This is a genomic window from Anaerostipes butyraticus (genome assembly GCF_016586355.1).
Classification (GTDB): Bacteria; Bacillota; Clostridia; order Lachnospirales; family Lachnospiraceae; genus Anaerostipes; species Anaerostipes butyraticus.
The window spans coordinates 40,933-58,261 of sequence record NZ_BLYI01000003.1 but is presented as its reverse complement, the minus strand read 5'-3'; the positions used below and the strand labels follow the sequence as shown (position 1 = coordinate 58,261).

At 46.3% G+C, this 17,329-nt stretch carries 19 protein-coding genes; 1 reads left to right on the top strand and 18 read right to left on the bottom strand.

Going from position 1 to position 17,329, the window contains the following annotated elements:
- Positions 1-70 precede the first annotated feature (70 nt).
- The 17 genes from JMF81_RS00570 to JMF81_RS00490 all read right to left on the bottom strand — a co-directional run bounded on the left by JMF81_RS00570 (position 71) and on the right by JMF81_RS00490 (position 14,714).
- Positions 71-457 (bottom strand): cysteine-rich VLP domain-containing protein, encoded by a 387-nt coding sequence (locus tag JMF81_RS00570; RefSeq protein ID WP_002571014.1) that lies wholly within the window; start codon positions 455-457, stop codon positions 71-73.
- Positions 447-2,063, bottom strand: coding sequence for a relaxase/mobilization nuclease domain-containing protein (locus JMF81_RS00565; protein WP_002571015.1), 1,617 nt, complete (start codon positions 2,061-2,063; stop codon positions 447-449). The genes JMF81_RS00570 and JMF81_RS00565 overlap by 11 nt, the downstream gene beginning before the upstream one ends.
- A complete protein-coding gene (locus tag JMF81_RS00560; protein ID WP_002578912.1) occupies positions 2,035-2,433 on the bottom strand; it encodes a plasmid mobilization protein in 399 nt (132 codons plus the stop codon). The genes JMF81_RS00565 and JMF81_RS00560 overlap by 29 nt, the downstream gene beginning before the upstream one ends.
- Before the next feature lie 17 nt (positions 2,434-2,450).
- Entirely contained in the window at positions 2,451-2,927 is a 477-nt protein-coding gene (locus JMF81_RS00555) for a hypothetical protein (RefSeq protein ID WP_040013272.1), read from the bottom strand.
- A 227-nt stretch (positions 2,928-3,154) separates the two neighbouring features.
- On the bottom strand, positions 3,155-3,766 hold the full coding sequence (locus JMF81_RS00550) for a Type 1 glutamine amidotransferase-like domain-containing protein (RefSeq protein WP_002571017.1): 612 nt from the start codon (positions 3,764-3,766) through the stop codon (positions 3,155-3,157).
- A 44-nt stretch (positions 3,767-3,810) separates the two neighbouring features.
- Positions 3,811-4,296: an adenylyltransferase/cytidyltransferase family protein gene (locus JMF81_RS00545; protein WP_052465172.1), complete on the bottom strand. Its 486-nt coding sequence runs from the start codon at positions 4,294-4,296 to the stop codon at positions 3,811-3,813.
- Positions 4,297-4,638: 342 nt separating this feature from the next.
- Entirely contained in the window at positions 4,639-5,568 is a 930-nt protein-coding gene (erm(52), locus tag JMF81_RS00540) for a 23S rRNA (adenine(2058)-N(6))-methyltransferase Erm(52) (RefSeq protein WP_002571018.1), read from the bottom strand.
- A gap of 458 nt (positions 5,569-6,026) precedes the next feature.
- Positions 6,027-6,224, bottom strand: a complete 198-nt coding sequence (locus JMF81_RS00535; protein WP_002571019.1) for a helix-turn-helix domain-containing protein — start codon at positions 6,222-6,224, stop codon at positions 6,027-6,029.
- Positions 6,217-6,639, bottom strand: a complete 423-nt coding sequence (locus tag JMF81_RS00530) for an RNA polymerase sigma factor (RefSeq protein WP_002571020.1) — start codon at positions 6,637-6,639, stop codon at positions 6,217-6,219. The genes JMF81_RS00535 and JMF81_RS00530 overlap by 8 nt, the downstream gene beginning before the upstream one ends.
- A gap of 163 nt (positions 6,640-6,802) precedes the next feature.
- On the bottom strand, positions 6,803-7,246 hold the full coding sequence (locus tag JMF81_RS00525) for a zinc ribbon domain-containing protein (protein ID WP_002571021.1): 444 nt from the start codon (positions 7,244-7,246) through the stop codon (positions 6,803-6,805).
- A gap of 117 nt (positions 7,247-7,363) precedes the next feature.
- Positions 7,364-7,504 (bottom strand): Maff2 family mobile element protein, encoded by a 141-nt coding sequence (locus JMF81_RS00520; protein WP_087232610.1) that lies wholly within the window; start codon positions 7,502-7,504, stop codon positions 7,364-7,366.
- 32 nt (positions 7,505-7,536) lie between these two features.
- Entirely contained in the window at positions 7,537-9,306 is a 1,770-nt protein-coding gene (locus tag JMF81_RS00515) for a VirD4-like conjugal transfer protein, CD1115 family (RefSeq protein WP_201309567.1), read from the bottom strand.
- The gene (locus JMF81_RS00510) at positions 9,303-9,785 is read right to left on the bottom strand and encodes a PcfB family protein (protein WP_071430357.1); all 483 of its coding nucleotides are present in this window, start codon (positions 9,783-9,785) and stop codon (positions 9,303-9,305) included. Before JMF81_RS00510 ends, JMF81_RS00515 begins: the two co-directional genes overlap by 4 nt.
- Positions 9,786-9,790: 5 nt before the next feature.
- Positions 9,791-10,690, bottom strand: coding sequence for a DUF6017 domain-containing protein (locus tag JMF81_RS00505; protein WP_201309590.1), 900 nt, complete (start codon positions 10,688-10,690; stop codon positions 9,791-9,793).
- A gap of 437 nt (positions 10,691-11,127) precedes the next feature.
- Positions 11,128-11,709, bottom strand: a complete 582-nt coding sequence (locus JMF81_RS00500) for an SOS response-associated peptidase (RefSeq protein WP_201309566.1) — start codon at positions 11,707-11,709, stop codon at positions 11,128-11,130.
- A 12-nt stretch (positions 11,710-11,721) separates the two neighbouring features.
- Positions 11,722-13,725: a BglG family transcription antiterminator gene (locus JMF81_RS00495; RefSeq protein ID WP_201309565.1), complete on the bottom strand. Its 2,004-nt coding sequence runs from the start codon at positions 13,723-13,725 to the stop codon at positions 11,722-11,724.
- Positions 13,726-13,742: 17 nt separating this feature from the next.
- On the bottom strand, positions 13,743-14,714 hold the full coding sequence (locus tag JMF81_RS00490) for an alpha/beta hydrolase family protein (RefSeq protein ID WP_201309564.1): 972 nt from the start codon (positions 14,712-14,714) through the stop codon (positions 13,743-13,745).
- A gap of 317 nt (positions 14,715-15,031) precedes the next feature.
- On the opposite strand from JMF81_RS00490, the gene JMF81_RS00485 reads away from it, so the two are divergent.
- Positions 15,032-15,898: a phosphoribosylaminoimidazolesuccinocarboxamide synthase gene (locus JMF81_RS00485; protein WP_201309563.1), complete on the top strand. Its 867-nt coding sequence runs from the start codon at positions 15,032-15,034 to the stop codon at positions 15,896-15,898.
- A 52-nt stretch (positions 15,899-15,950) separates the two neighbouring features.
- Here the strand turns inward: JMF81_RS00485 and JMF81_RS00480 are convergent, their stop codons facing one another.
- On the bottom strand, positions 15,951-17,321 hold the full coding sequence (locus JMF81_RS00480) for an MATE family efflux transporter (RefSeq protein WP_243282494.1): 1,371 nt from the start codon (positions 17,319-17,321) through the stop codon (positions 15,951-15,953).
- Positions 17,322-17,329 lie beyond the last annotated feature (8 nt).

Genomic DNA, 17,329 nt, shown 5'->3' with positions numbered 1-17,329 from the left:
GAACGCTGTTTCCGGGGGAAAAGGATAAATGTATCGCGTACCCTTTGACACCCACGAAAAAAGCCTTGATTTATGCGGGTTTGAAAGGCTCTAAAGCGTGACATTTCTGCCTTTGTTTCTGCTTTCGCTCGGCGGCTTTGATTTTCTTCATGCGTCCGGCGCAGCCGGGGCAGTATTTTCCCCGGTTGGATTTGGGGACAAAGGCCGCGCCGCAGACGGCGCACCGTTTCCGGCTCCCCCGGTACAAGAGGGCTGCGGCCAGCTCCCCGTCAAGGGGCAGGACAGCCACACGGAACCAGCGGCACATGAGGGAAAAGGAAATGCTCTGGACGCATACGCAAGGCTCCCCGTCGTCCAACAGCAGGCAGTTCCCCTCGTCGTAGTTACAGCACTCATGCACCAGCCGCCGCGCCCGCCGGTGCTGGCGGTAGTCCATGCGGGGCAGGTTATCGCTCATGGCTCTGCTCCTTTCTGCGGCGGGGTTCCTCCCGGCGCAAAATCTGGTCGATGTTCCGCTTGACGGTCTGCAACTCCTTAAACCGCTGTTTCTGTGCGTGATAGGTGTTATACAGGCCGGATTTCTTGGAAACAAGCTGCTCGATCTCGTCCTGCAACGCTTTCCGGGCGGGCAGCCTGGTAATGCCATGTGCCTTGAAATACCGGGCGGCTGCGTCGGCTATGATAAAATCGCTCTCATGCGCCTGCCGGTATGCTTCGCGGGCTTTGGGGGATTTCTGCGCTTTCAGGCCGTCGCGGACGGGTTTGGTCTTGGCGTAGGCCAGCACCTGTCGCTGCAATTCCTTTTTCCCTTGCAGCTTCGTTTCCAGTGCTTTCAGTTCGCCGCTGGTCTGGCGCATTTCCTGATAGGCGGTATCAACGGCGGCTTCTAACTGCTCCGGGGAAGTGAAGCCGTATTCCTGATACACATTCAGCGTCGCGGCCATCTGTTTGAGGTTGTGCATGGTCGCCCAGCGTTCATAGCCCCGGCCTTTCCCCTCGGCTTTCTTCTGCTCAATGTCCACAAGCCGCTGCACATTCGGGGCGGTTCGGGCGGCTCTGTCTGCCCGCAGTTGGTCTTGGATAGAGGGCGGGGTGCTGGATATAGCCGCGGCCTTTTCTGCGGCTCTGGCGGCGTTCTGCTCCAAAACGGCAAGGACAGCGGCGCGGTCAAAATCGTCGCCCAGCTTGCGGGCGGAAATGGGCTTTGTCCTGTCCGGCGTGAGGTAACTAAGCCGCCCCCGGCTCTCCTTGACGGTCACGCCCTCCCGCAGCAGCAGAGAGGAAAAATCCTCGAATGAGGCCGCCGCAGACAGCGCGGCGCGTATGGTCTGCCGCAGCTTCTCTTTGTTCGTTTCAAACTTGGTCTGCCGGGGCGTGATACCGCCTGCAATCATGGGGGCGTTCTGCTTGTCCAGCGCGGCCTGTCCCTTTTTCTGCGCCCAATACTCCCGGTCTGTGACGCGGTTCTTGCTGCCGTTCAAGAGGTCGATTTGGTAAAGCCCCTCCCGGTGGCACATCTCCATGACTTCGGACTTGAAGTAGCGCAAGGCCGCGTCGGTACAGCGGTGCTTGCACCCGGCTTTCGTGTCGGCTGGCCTGTCCATGTAGGGCAGGAACGGGACTTCCTCTATCCGCAGCGAATTGATAACGATATGCACATGGATATTGCCGCTGTGGTTATGCCCGTCCGGGTGGGTGCATACAAGGGCTTGGTGGCCGGGGAAATGCTCGGCGCAAAACTTCTCGCCCAATTCCTGCGCCCGGTCTACGGTCAGGCCGTTGTCCGGGCCGTCCCGTGGGTCAAAGCTGATGATATAGTGGTGACTTTTCACATCTTCCCGCCGTTGGTTTTTCTCATAGCGGAGATTTGCCCGCATACAGGCAACGGCAAAATCCTCCCCGCCGCAGTTCAGCGTGGACAGCCGGTAGTCCTCGCGGGGGATAAGCCTGCCGGTTTCATCAAGGACGGGCTTCATGGTAAACTCGTCATGCTCAAAAAGCAGGTATTGTTCGGCGGCTCCGTAGTCGGCGTTTTTAGAGTTGATATGCTTGAGTGTTGCCAACCGCGTCACCTACTTTCTGTAAGATTTCATACTTGAGGGCGGCAAGGTCGGCTATGGCGGCGCGTACCTCGCCGGACAGCGCATTGTAGGGTACGCCGTACTCGTTCAGATACCGGGCAATCTGGTTGAGGTTGCCGCCGATCCTGCCGTACTCGGCTGTGAGTTTCCCGACAGCGGAAAGCAGCTCGTCATTGACCGCCGACACATGGATAATTGGGCGTATGGCGGTGCGCCGTATCGCCTGCCGGAGAAATTCGGACTGGCTGATACCATAGGGCGCAAGCCGCGCTGTGAAGTCGGCGTATTCATCTTCGGACAGCCGGGTTTTCACAACGCGGCTGCGGTGGGGCGTGTTGTATCGCTTCGGCATGGGCTGTAAACCTCCTTTCACTTATCACAAAAAATAGGCTGGTCTGTTAGGTATTTCCGGGGCAGTTCTCGCAAAAAAACGGCCTGCCGAACGGAAATCTTTTTGCGGCGCAAGCCGCCATAGCAGGGTTTGGGGAAGGCACTCCCCAACAAGTTTCCCGCGAGGGACAAAACCGCAGAATTGCGGATTTTGGCACCGTGGTAGAAACTTGCTCTAAGACTGCCGCAGACTGCCCCTGTCTGGTTTTTCCGTACATAGAACGGACAGGACAGGGCTTGCGGCCCGCTGTGGGCGGCCTTTTTTCCTTTCGCCAATATGACGCCGGAACGGGGCTTTGCTGCCCGCTGGCTGCGGCTTTTTCCCTTTCCGCTAAAGATACATTTCAAAGGCCGCCAGCTACCCGCTGGACGGGGATTTTTCAAAATTTCTTTTGCCTTAGTAATCCGGGCAACAGGATTTTGGCAACCGGCGGGGCAGAGAATTTTTCCTTTCACTCCCCACACCACCGCTCTTAGAAATTTGCCAAACGGAGCAGGCAGTTTTTTCTGGCTTCACCTACCTACTACGGGTGATTTTCGATTTTGCCAAATGGACACAAAAAAAGCAGCAAATCTTTTTCAGACTTACTGCTTTCGCTGGCCGCTGGTGGGCGGCTGATATTCAGTTTTGAAAGTTCGGGTCAGGGTGCCCCGAAGATAAAAAAACAACAGTATTCAATTTATTAAATAATTTCCTGTCGATTCCCTTTAATCAATACAGTTTGACCGTCAGCCAATTCAATCAAATCGTTCTTCGATATATCTCCAAAAGGGCTCTCTTTTTCAGCGTGTGGTATCAACGGATTTGCTAAATATCCTAATCCATCGGAAAAATTTCCGGCAGCAATCATACTACCTGCGCTAATTCCCAGATACACCAATCCATTCTCTATTGCTTGCTTTAGGGGCTTCGAAAATCCTGTTCTGTTTATTTCGCTAAGAAGCGTATGGGCATTTCCTCCACAAAAAGCAATCATGTCATATTGAGTGAGTTCTTGAACACTCATTAAGCGAAACGGTACAGGTATGTCACTAATATAACTTGAATATGTTCTTTTATATCCATCGGAAAGTAAAAACGCAAGATTATATATAAGAATATTATTCATAGGTATTCCCATATTCATAAGGCGCTCCATACATACAATGATTCCTTCTCGCGCACCATCATTTCCAACTGCGGCGGATGGAACCAAAATCGCTTTTGTGTTAATCGGTTCTTTTCCGATACATTTCCAAAATAATACCATAGTCTTTTCGTTTAAGCCACTTGAAGTTAAGAACAGGGTTCTCATAAACTTAGTCCTCTTTTAATTTTTCAAATTTACTATTTATATACCTACTCACGATAGTTCTCCTCCTTAATTTTATTTATGATTTTGGTTGTCGAATAATCTTTCCGTCTTTTTATTATATGAACCAAAGTTTTACTATTTTGGGCAGCAACAATCTCATTATAATAATCAATTGCGCTTTCTTCTCCAATAGTAAAGCAATCTGGTTTCAATATTTCAAAATATTTACAGACATCATCTTCATCAAAGACAAAAACAGCATCCACAAAACGTAATGCTTGCAATATTTTGATACGCTGATTCTCTGGAACAACTGGTTTCGTATTACCTTTTAATCGTTTTACAGAATCATCAGAATTTACTGCTACAACCAAATAGTCCCCACAATTCTTAGACTCTTCTAAATGACAAATATGTCCGTAATGAAGTAAATCAAAACACCCTGATGTTAGCACAATTTTTTTATTTTTATTCTTATCGCGTAATAAACGGAGTTCTGATTCTTCATTTATTATTTTTGCAACTTTCATGTATCACCTCTATTACATTCTTATACTTAAAATAAAAATTAAATTTTCTATGTAAGATGATAAAACATCAATTCATACCGAAATAATCCCATAATGTTAGTTATTTTGTTTTTTTTCAATACAGCTTACCATTATTATCACTATTCCGCGAGTATTAGATGACCTTAAATTCAATCTCTCCTTCTTGTATCTAACAAATATATTCTACTACCCCTGTTGTTTTTACTTTCTAATATACTTTTATGGTTAACTCATTGAAATCTACTATCAACAAAATCCAGCATTAAATTCTCTTCTCAGATTTTCGCACTACCATGCACATTTTTATAGAAATTATCAATACTATCTATTTTTTGTACCATTAGAAGTATCAATCCTTGTTCTACATTTCTTATTGCTACTAGACTTTCGTAAAGATGTTCTGTTTTGCTTTTTCAATTTTTTATTCATTTTTTGAAGTTTTTTATATGCATCTTGAAACTTTTTTTTCTTTTCATCTGTCAATCCAATTTTGGAGTAATAATAAATATTCATCCACTGCTCGGCCGTGATTAACGTATATGAATTTGAAAGACTAATTCTATTGGCTTTTCCCAATCTTTTGATTTGCTCATTAGAAAATAAAATAGAAAGTCTCTCTTTAGCAGTCTCTCCTTTAATATTAGTGTAAAAAAAAGCCACTAAATCTTTATAATTTTGAAGATCATCACCACTCAATCTATCATCCCATAACTGCATATGAAGCATAACTGTATCAACATTAGGCGAAGGAAAAAAATCGCTCCTTTTAAAACTATGTGTAATTTCTACCTTATATTGTGCCTTTATTATAGCAGCACGAAAACCTTCATATTTTTGTAATGGAATACCGCAATTCTTTTTAGCTGCCTCTCTTTGAATTATGATATTTATATCTGATGGTGGATTTACATCGTCTGTTAATTTCCTAATAATATCCGCTGTTATCTGAAAAGGAATATTGGAGAATATTTTATATCTGCGATTTAAAGGCAACTTATATTTTAAAAAATCACCAAATATATATGTAACATTATCATGACTGTGATATCTTACTAAATTATTATATAATTCTTGATCATATTCAACTGCAACAACCTCTCCAGCATGCTGAGAAAGTACATCTGTTATTATCCCTTTTCCAGGACCAATTTCAATAACATAATCTGTTACATCAATATTTGACTTGCTTATTAAACGTTCTACCAACTTTTTATTAACCAAAAAATTTTGTGAATATCCAAGATTTTTCATCTAATCGCACCTCATTCTCTATTTATTTTCATAACTATATACGAGTAAGCCCTAACGTTGCATAAAAAACAGCCCCTGTAAAACGATATATAAGTAAAGTGCGCCAATAACCTATTCTTTCAAACACGATGAATGACCATTGTAATTTCTTAAAAAATGTACAATTACTTTAAAATATTATATATCTGATCTTTACCTGAATCATTTGCTCACTATTGTTGTATCTATTTTCTTGCATAGACCATTTTTTTTGGGCACATACCAGTCTCACGGAACGACTGTTGCACATTTTCTAAAACATAGAAGACAAAATATTTTTACTCTATAGAATTCTTTCAAAAAATATAATTTGCATTTGTCGATGGCTTTATTATACTATGACCGCTTACTTATGGGAATAGATGAATTGTAAACTTGCTGGTGAAAATCGCTAATGACAGTCGGTGTTCGTTCTTTGCTTATCGGTCAAAGCGAAATTTGAACAGCGCGGCGATTAGCTTCTGTTTTATATGTTCCTCAACCTCGGCGCTGACTTTCCCGTGTACTTTGGAACAGTATCGGATATATCCGACGTAGTGGGAAAGAACGGTGTCGATTGCGTCCGGGTCGCCCTCATGCGCCTTGACGATTGTTTCATAGGGGAGAAGTTTACTCATAGCGTTTTCCCTCCATGAGCCGCCGGAGCCGCTTCAAGGCAAGCTGGATATGCCGCCCTGCTGTGCTGCGTGTCCGTCCGATATGTACGCCGATCACCCGCTGCGGCTGGCGCAGGAAATAGTAACGGAAAATTTCTTCCTGTGTCTGCTCTGGCAAAAGGGCAAGGGCGGCGGCGAGTTCCGCATGGTACAGAACGGCGGTCTGGCCGCAGGCGGTAAAAAGATATTCTTCAAGCTGCTCCGGCTCGGCAAGCTGGACAAACTTCTCATTCATCAGATAGTCAAGGGAAACTTCCCGTTCCCACCTCCGGCGCAGCTTCAAAATTATATCTATGGCGGCGTGACGAATGACAACCTTGCAAAAGGCGTTAAAGGTGTACTGGATATGCACTTTGTAGGCTTCATCTTCGGTCATGGAAATTCCCCCTCTCTGATAATAGTGCGGGGCGGCAGCACTCCTTGCTGTCGCCCCTTGATTGCCTACCAGCAAAGGCGGGCGGGGCTGTCAACGGCGGCGCGGTACGCGCCGTTCATCTTGACCGTTGACTGGCTCGGCTGGCTTTGCTATGACAATATAGTTATTTCCAGTGCTTTAATTGCGAAAGGTACAAATCAAACTGATTACGTCTGGTTTCTTCATCTGCGTTATCGGGATTTGGCATATTCGCAACCAGATAATCCAATAAAGATTCCTTGGATTGATATGCAAATTTCCCATTAGCATAGCACCATTTACAATAGTCCTCGTTATAGCTTCCGTCTGGTTCTCGGCTAATCAGACCATCTTCATTCAATGGCATTCCGCAACACTGACAAACAAGTTGCCGTGGAGAACCCAGAAGCGTATTGATTGACACATCAAAAACTCGTGATAACAGTTTTAAGGTATCTGTATTTGGCTGCGTTTCGCCTGTTTCCCAGCGACTAACCGCCTGTCGGGTAACTTGCACACGTTCAGCCAGTTGTTCTTGCGTAAGGTTGTTTTTCTCGCGTAAATTTTTAAGAATACCTTGTATTTCCATGCCCGTCCCTCCTAAAGGTTGTTTTTACTCATTATAACTTCAAAATGGGGTTTTAACAAGCAACTCGCTGTTGCTGCGGAATAGTGGGCTGCTGTCTATCAATTCTTATGTGTTACTTTATGGCACATGAGCATTGGAGGCAGGGTTGTCCTGGCCATAACCTTCCAGGAGGTTGATGCCGCCCCACACGCACAGGCCGCCGCCCAGGGCAATCACCAGAGTCTGCAACACGTCAATAGCGTTAGTGAAAAAATCCATAAATCATATTTCCTTTCTTCGGTGTAGAATTGTTATTGAAGGTCCATTGCTGTCAATTCGTACATCTCGAAAGGCTCATCCGGCTTTACGATGGCCGGTTTGCGTTTCATGTACCGTTCCATATCAAAGAGGTATTTCTTGTCGGCGTCGGCGGTGTACTTGTAGTTGGGGTGCTTCGTCAGGTCGTACTTGTCCGAGAGGAATGGACGCACGCCCCGCAGCATGAAGATACACTTGCCTCCGTCCATTACCGCCAATTCGTCCTGGGTCATCAACTCCTTTCCCAATTTCTGATAAGTGAGGCCGTGAGAAACCTGGCTGCCCCGGTTCTCGGATTGATTGAAGCTGTCGATGGTCTCCTTGCCCAGCAGCTCCGAAATTTCTTTCAGGGTCGATTTCTCCTTGCCTCCCAAAAACAAGGTGCTGTCGCAGTTACCCACGATGGTATCCGCCGCGTCCTTGTAGATGGTCTTTAACTGGCTTTGGCTCTGCAAAATAATAGAAGCCGATATTTCACGGCTTCGGATGGTAGCAATCAATTTCTCGAAGTTTGGAATTTGCCCAATATTCGCAAACTCGTCCAGCAGGCACCGCACATGGACCGGCAGGCGGCCGCCGTAGAAGTCGTCCGCCTTGTCGCACAGGAGGTTGAAAAGCTGGGAGTACATGAGCGCCGCCACGAAATTAAAAGTGCTGTCCGTATCCGAGAGGATGACAAACAGCGCCGATTTCCGGTCGCCCAGGGTATCCAGCTCCAGCTCGTCCTCCGCCATGAGGTCCCGCAGCTCCGCGATGTCAAAGGGCGCCAAGCGGGCGCCGCAGGAAATCAGGATTGACTTCAAAGTTTTGCCCGCCGCCATTTTGAATTTGCGGTACTGCTTCACAGCAAAGTGGTCCGGGTGCTCCTTTTCCAGCTTGGCGAACAGAATGTCCACCGGGCTTTGGAACTCCTCGTCGTCCTCCCGCGCCTCACTGGCGTTGATGAGGTCCAGCAGGGTGATAAAGTTGCGCTCCTTCGGCTCCGCCTCGTACCAGATGTACCCGATGAGGGCGGAATAGTACAGCCGCTCGGCCTTCACCCAGAAATCTTCACTGGACTTTTCGCCCTCGCCTTTGGTGTTGAGGATCAGGGCGTTCACCAGCTTCAAAATATCCTTCTCGCTGCGGATGTACGCCAGAGGGTTATACCGCATGGACTTCTTGAAGTTGATGAGGTTCAGGCTTTTGATGCGGTATCCCTTGCGCTCCAGCAGGGCTCCTACCTCGTTCAGGATGGTGCCTTTCGGGTCAGTGACCACATAGGAGGAATGGCACTGGAGCAGGTTGGGCTTGACAAAGAACCTTGTCTTTCCGCTGCCGGAACCGCCAATGACCAAAATGTTTTTATTCCTGGCATACTTGGGCTCCTTGGGGCGGCTCGACATGGTGATCCGTTCCGTCTGAGTGAGGAGGACGTTCTGGAAGAAGTCCGGGTCTGCGTAGGGAGCGATGTCGGCCGGGGTGCCCCAGCGGGCGCTCCCGTACTCGATCCCCCGGCGGTATTTCTTCGCGTTCTTGCCTTTGGAGTAGACCGCCAGCCGGATCAGCACCGCGCCGGCGGCGCCCATGCACAGGTCCAGCAGATGGAAGCTGGGCGCCAGGCTGGCAAAGGCCGCCGAAAAGCCCTGCCCGATGTGGAGCAGCTTCTCCGAGGCGTCCGCCCCAGGCGCCAGCCGTATCCCCTGGCAGAGCTTGTCAAAGAGATACACGAAGATGAGATACGGGAGGTTGAGGATGATCTGCTTTTTCAGCTTGTCGGTCATCGCGCCACCTCCCGGTCCTTGGTCTTGACCTTCTCCCGTTCCCGGTGTTTGGTCTTTGACTGTTCCTGAGCCTGGGCCAGCCTCTCCCGGATGGTGGGGCGATTCTCCCGGCCCAGGGTCATGGCGGTGAACTCCTTGAAGGCCGGCTGGAGCTGGTCCTTGTCCTTCGCCTTGAAGAACACATAGTAGTGCGGCGGGTCGGTTGTGGGGTCTTTTTTCAGGGCATAGTCGATGTCATACTTTTTCGCCACCGCCGAAAACGCCTTGATGTTCTGCTCCGTGATCTCGATGTTGGTCAGGGAGGCACCATGCTGTTTGAGCTGGTGCAGGGTCTGTTTTCCCTGGTGTAAGCTGCGCTGGGAGGGCTTTTTCTGCATCTCCTCCAGCACCTTCTTCACGGCCTTTTGGAGCAGGTCCGCGGTCATCTTGCCCGCCTCCACCGAGAGGGAGACCACGCCCTGGGTGATTTCTTCCTGCACTCACATCACCTCCGTTCTCCGCTGCCGTACATATCGTGGCTCACCAGGGAAGTGTAGTAGCTGTCAATAGTGGCCGGAGCGTTATACAGGGCAGCCAGCAGATATTTCTTGATGTTACGGACATAGGTGGTGTTCTCCCGCATACGGTCCAGCACATACTCGATATGGGAACTGTTCAGCTTCAGGAACCGGGATTTGACCACCTCCGCCGGATAGTCGTCTCCGGCAATGCGGATCATCTCTCGGTGGGAGCAGACCGTGTCCACCATGAGCTCCACCAGTTCATCCAGACGGTCACGGTCCAGGCGCTCATTCTGTACGAGGATGTCATACTCGATGTTCTCCAAAATCAATTCCCGATAGCTCTCTCGCTCCCGCATCCAATCCCGTCCGGCCCTATCCGAGCCCCTGGGGGTTTGGGGGCTTGATAGGATAGGATTTGATCCTTCCGTACTTGATAAATCTTTTTTTGATTTATCTTTACTTGATTCTTTAGTATTTAATTGTGCGGGGTTTTCCTGTTCAGGTTCTGCCAAGACAGGTAAAGCCTGTTCAGGATTATCCAAGACTGGATTATCCCGTTCAGGTTTTCCCGGTTTAGGTTCCGGCGGTCTGGGCTGCTCCAGAATCGTGTACTCGATGGCGCCGAGCTGACCGTTTGCGTTGCGGACCCGCTGGCGGATCACATAGCCGTGTTCCTCCAGCTCCCGCACCCCGGCGCAGATGCTGTCAACGCCATCTTTGCAGATCCGAGCCAGCCCCTTGGTGGTATAGTCCCATTCCTCCGGCAAGGAGAGCATGAGGGAGAGAAGGCCCTTCGCTTTCAGCGAGAGCGACTTGTCCCGCAGGTGGTGGTTGGACATCACCGTGTAGTCGCGGGTTTTCTCAATGCGGAATACCGCCATGTTGGATACCTCCTTCCTTCGGTTTTGAAAAGTGTTCGTTTCGGTGGTTTTGCGCCCCTGTATCACCGTCCGGCCTCCCATGAGGGAAAGAATATGGGCGGCTTCGTTTGCGCCGCCCACAGGCGAAAAAACAGGGGATTTCCCACCCGTTTTCATACAGTTTTGGGTGCCCCCAGCAGGGCATAAAAAAACGCCACAGGTTTGTGTTACCTATGGCGTTTGGGACAGGAAAAGGGTGCTGACATTTCATATCAGCACCCTTTGTCCTGCCAGTATTAAATTTTTGACTTCACATCGTGTTCCTTGCCTCTGAAAACATTGATTTTACTGGACTTGCTCATGTTTTCTTATTAGGAGGCGGGGAATGCGGTGTCCTTTTTTTATATCCAAATGATAAACATCAAAACTATTTTTGCTTTTCTTCATCCTTCCTTTGCTTAAAAGAAACTCAGCTGTTCATATTCTGTGCTGCGTTCCAGCAGAATCGGCGTTTTGTGCAGCAAATACTCTGCCGCCTTATCATCCAGGATCCATGTTTCCACTTCTTCCCGTTCCAGAATCAGCGGCATCCGGTCATGAACCGGTTCCACAGACGCATTGGCCTGGGTCGTCAGAATCACAAAGCATTCCTGCCCTTCCTGCATTTTGAAGCAGCCTGCCAGAAACAGTACATCGGAATCCTTCCGCTCAAAGGTGTATTTCTCTCTGGCTTTGGACCATTCGTAAAATCCCTTTGCCGCGATCACACATCTTCTGTGCAGCACACTGTCCCGAAACATTTTCTTTTCTACTGCGCTTTCCGCTCTGGCATTGATGATGCACCCCTTCCCATGGAATCCCGGAAATCCCCATAGCATGCGGCGGCCTGCGATATGATCGTTTTCACGGCATAATACGACAGCTGTCTGCGCCGGCGTCACATCACGTTCCTGCCAGCCTGCTTCTTCCTCTTCCAAATGATTTGCAAATGTCTTCAGTGACCGGATGCTTTTTTCATCTTCATAATATCTCCCGCACATAACTTCCTCTTTCTAAATCTTGTCCCGGATCAGCTCATACATTTCTTTTTCTGTTTTGATTGCATTTAATTTTTCTTTGAATGCATCATTGCTGAACATTTTGACAAGGTTATACAATATATCATTGATACTGTCTGCATTTAGTACACTTAATCCGATAACATAAGTAACTGATTTATCCTTATGATCTAAAAAGCAGACAGGTTTCTTTAACCTTACAAAACTGATTCCTTCTTTAACCGCGCCTTTTTCCGCTTCCGCATGAGGAATTGCAAGATCCGGATAAATCACAACATAATCCCCGTTTTCGCGTATGGTATCTACCATTGCTTCAATATAAGATTCTTTCACCATTCCGGTCCTGTAAAGAAGTCTTCCGGAAATCCGCACTGCCTCCTCCCAGTTTTCTGCCTCTGCATTCAGCAAAATACCGTCTTCTTTCAGGAAAGATTCCCCTTCTTTTTTCAACGTAAGATCTTTTGTTTCCTGTTCTGGAAATGCCCTCTCTCTCTGCATCTCTTCCAGAACATCCATGGCCGTCATACGGATGTCATAAATTTCATCCTTTTTCAAAATCGGGCCGCTGATTTTAACACAGGGGATTCCTTCAGAATGATAAGGAACCATGGATATGATCATACGAATGTTTTTATGGCTGATCTCGGTATTTTCATGAGAAGATCGTATTTCCACAATTTCAAGAATATCATCAAAGTGTTCCATCTCTGTTTCAAAAAGTTTCATGGTTCCTCTTCCCATGGCTCCGACCAGCATGACCGGAACTTTCTGCTCTTTTGTCTGCTCCATTTTCTGTTTTTCGATCATAGAGGCAAAATACATTGCCAGAAATGAAATCTCATCTTTCTGAAACTGTTTTCCTATATATTTTTCCAATGGCTTAACACATTCGTCTACCACGCGAAACACTTCAGGATACTTTGTCTCAATTTCACTTCCAAAAGGATTTCTCAGATATTCTCCGGATCTGGCCCGGTAAATGGCAGATTTCATATGGTCCACCAATACATCATACAGGCCAAAGTCCAGATAAAAGCTGATATTAAAACTTTCTGAAATATGATAGATTGCTTCCCCGATAATAACCGGAAGCGCAATTTCATCCACATTTTTTGTGCTGCTTTTCAGATAACTTTTTCTCCGAAGACACTGGACAAACTTTTTCTTTTCTGATTCCGGAATCTCTATGGAAAAAGCCTCTCCTGTCCGATCAAGAATTCCTTCACTAAAAGGGTATTTGGAACTTCTTTTTATGGATTCATCCATGTCTTCCATAACCTTTCCTTTCGATAATCGTTTTACCAGGATCAGTATTTCAAATACGGTCTCCATAAAAGAGAAATCTGAGAAATAAAAATTATAATGTCCTTCTTCTTCGGACACAATTTTCTGAATGACCGGCATCCTTTTTTCATATTCCAGTCCCTGGAGCAGAAGATGATTAAAGACATCCCAGACCTCACCGTTTTCATAATTGGAATAATCCGGATTCAGTTCGATTAACTTCAGGATTCCATTCCGGATATTGTCTTCTTTCCCTTTGACTTTGTATCCTTTCTGAACTTGTGAACTTAACTCCATCTGATTAGAAGAGAACCAGTCTTTTAATTCGTTGAGATCCGCTATGGCTGTATTTCTGCTGATCTCAAGACGCTCTGATAATTCTGCCGCTGTCACATAACCTTCGCTGTTCATCAGGATCATTGCACAAATGGTTTTGCGCTCTGAAGAATTTAACCGGTAAATGTAAAAATCCACATGATTCAGAAATTTTTTCAGATTTTCATGGAGACACTGATTTCTTTCTTCAAAATCGACTACACCTTTACTGTCAATTTTTAATGAAGGAAGACCCTGCTCTTTCAATTCCTCATTTAATTCACGAACCAGCTTTCGAACCACTCTCTCTGAAACATGAAATTGCTTTGCAAGATATGCAATCTTAATCTTCTCTCTGTTCATAACACTTGTTATGATTCTGCTGCTTCTGTAGTCCATGTTCTGACTCTCCTTTATTATGCTTTTACATGTTCCTTGATCCAGTCACAGATCAGATCAGCAATTTCATAACTGTTGTCTTCCATCATCAGCGCATGGGTATTACCGTAAATGCCAAGCTCAGGCAATGACATCCAGGTGCTGTCTCCACCCATTTCCAGAAGTCTGTGATGAAGATTTCGCATGCTGCCTTCCCAGGCAAAAGCGCCAGGCCATTTATAACCATCAATACAGTATTCTTCTCCCAGAAAGTCACCATATACAAACAAGAATGGAATGTCTCGAAAAACAGATACATCCACCTTATCGACATCCAGATCAGAAGAACTTTCCAGCATGATGATTCCCTTTATATTTTCCGCATTTTTAAGCGCTGCTTCCAGAGAAAACAATCCGCCCTGGCTGTGGGCAAGCACGATCATTCCCTCTTTCATGCTGGCAAAATACTCATCGTACGCCGCCTGAACCATAGCATTGGATGTGGTCCATCTCGGCACATGCTGCTTCATAAACTGATCATATCTGCTGTAATCAAAGCGGCTTCCCTCATAGGGAACTCCCGGTTTTGGTCCCAGCCGGTAGGTAGTCCACCGTTCGCCGTAGCTGTTAAACATAGGCAGTCCCTCGTTGATCTCCGGAAACTGCGCCCAGGAGGAACGCCCTCTCTCCACTCCATCGGAAACATTAACGTTAAATCCGTTCTGCAGAAACCGAAATTCCCATCCCGGTCTTCCGTCCTGGGTGCTCTCCCACAATGCGCCGGTAGCTCCGCCGCCATGGATCATACAGACCGGATATGGCACGACCGGATGTTCCAGTCTTGTATACTGAACATACATCTGACCAGCCTGAAAATCGCCGTTGGGATCATACGTTACCGGAGGTCCGCCCGGCCAGAATCTGGTCTCAATCGGAGCGCTTCCTTCAATGGTTACTTTTTTCCCTCCAATGTGATAACTGCCCTTGGATATGATGCTGACTGCTTTCATAAATTATCACCTCATTTTTTCAGCTTTATATTCTATGATACCACGTTTCTTTTTCTTTTCAAAATCAATTTCAATAAAAGGAGATCTCGTAGGTGCAGCAGTTTTCCATCACCGCCCAAAGAAACTTTCCCTTTCGTCTCAAAAAATTCCCCCAATCCTTTTTCTGAGAATTTCTGATTGGTTTGCCGTATATACAACAGGTTTTTACTGAATGCAAATCCGGTCTTTATTTTTTCCTCGTTTTACCGTATATTATATAGAGAAAGGAATTCTGATTTCCTATAACTTTTTAACACTGGATAAGCGAGGTAATAATAATGGAAGAATTAAAACCGATCAAAGAAGGTAAAGTACGTGAGATCTATGATAACGGCGACAGCCTGATCATGGTTGCTACAGATCGTATCAGCTGTTTTGATGTGATTTTAAAAAATGACGTTACAAAAAAAGGAACTGTTCTGACTCAGATGTCCAAGTTCTGGTTTGATATGACAGAAGACATCGTGCCAAACCATATGATTTCTGTTGACGTAAAAGATATGCCGGAATACTTCCAGCAGGAAAAATTTGACGGAAACAGCATGATGTGCCGCAAATTGAAGATGCTTCCAATCGAATGCATCGTCCGCGGATATATCACAGGAAGCGGCTGGAAGAGCTATCAGGAAAACGGCACCGTATGCGGCATCAAACTTCCAGAAGGTTTGAAAGAATCCGACAAACTGCCGGAACCAATTTATACTCCATCAACAAAAGCTGAAATCGGAGATCATGATGAAAATATTTCTTTCGAGCAGAGCATTGACGTTCTGGAGAAAGAATTCCCTGGAAAAGGAAAAGAATATGCGGAAAAACTCCGTGACTACACGATCGCTTTATATAAAAAATGCGCAGATTACGCTTTAGAACATGGAATCATCATCGCAGATACAAAATTCGAGTTTGGTCTGGATGAAGATGGAAATATCATTCTCGGAGATGAGATGCTGACTCCTGACAGCTCCCGTTTCTGGCCGGCAGACAGCTATGAGCCGGGTCATGGACAGCCGTCTTTCGATAAACAGTTTGCCCGTGACTGGTTAAAAGAAAATGAACATGACTGGAAACTGCCTCAGGATATTGTAGATAAAACGATCGACAAATATCTTCAGGCATACAAATTACTGACTGGAAAAGACTTATAGAAGACAAAGAGGAGAAGCTTTTATGATCAAAGCTTCTCCTCTTATTTTATCTTCATTTCCCATTTCTATCTGACTGAATCCTGCATTTTTTCCGAACAAAATAAAAACAGACCGCCTGCATGATAATCGTAAAGACCCAGGACCCCGGATAAGAAATAAAAAGAAAATATAATGATCTGTGATGCGGGAAAAATCCATAAATCCATACAATCCTTGTCCCTACTGTTCCGATCACAGATAAGACCATCGGCACCGCAGAATGTCCCATTCCACGCATGGCTCCTGGAATCAGATCCATGATCCCGCACAGACAGTATAATATGGTCGTGATCGATAAAATCTCCATTCCGCATTGAATTACATTTCCATCGGAAGTATAAATCCTTAAAAGCTGCGGTCCGAACATATAGGCTCCAATGCCTAAAACACCGCCAACTGCAACAGACAAGATCACACAGTCCAGAAAGACCCGGTCCATTCGTTTCTGCTTCCCAACACTGTAATTCTGGCTGGTAAAACTCATACACGCCTGCGTAATCGCATTGACTGCAACATATAGAAATCCCAGAATATTGTTAGTCGCTGTATATCCCGCCATAGCAGTTGCCCCAAAAGAATTCACTGATGACTGCAGCATCGCATTGGAAAAATTGATCACCGTACTCTGGATTCCCGCAGGAACTCCCACCTGAAAAATTCGTTTCAGATAAATCCATTTTACTGACAGTCTGGAAAAGCGCAGCTGATAACTGCTCTCTGTCCTGTGAAGGCACCACAGAACCAGTATACAGGAAACCATCTGTGATGCCACCGTTCCAATCGCTACTCCTGCCACATCCAGAGGAATTACGATAACCAGCAGAAGATCCAGGCCTACGTTGGCTGCTCCGGCCACGATCAGAAAAAGCAGCGGTCTTTTTGTATCTCCTACTGCTCTTAACACAGCCGCTCCATAATTATAGAGCATAAAAAAAGGCATTCCCATAAAATAGATTCTCATATAGGTTGTGGACTGCCCGATCACATCCGCAGGTGTATCCATCATCTGAAGCGCAAGATGAGACGCCGCAACTCCTACGAACGCCATACAGATTCCGCTGATCAAAGCAAATCCTATTGCCGTATGTACCGCTTCCGACATTTCCTTTTTCTTTCCAGAAGCAAAATATCCTGCTGCCAGAACATTAGCTCCAAGAGAAATTCCGATAAACAGATTCGTAAAAATATTAATCAGCGCAGTGGTTGATCCTACCGCTGCCAGTGCCTGCCTTCCGCTGAATCTTCCTACTACAATAATATCCACCGCATTGAACATCAGCTGAAGAATACTGGAAGCCATCAATGGAAGAGCAAAGGAAATCAATTTATCCATGATTGACCCATTGCACATGTCAATCTCAAATTTGCCTTTTTTCAACGTCATATCCCCTT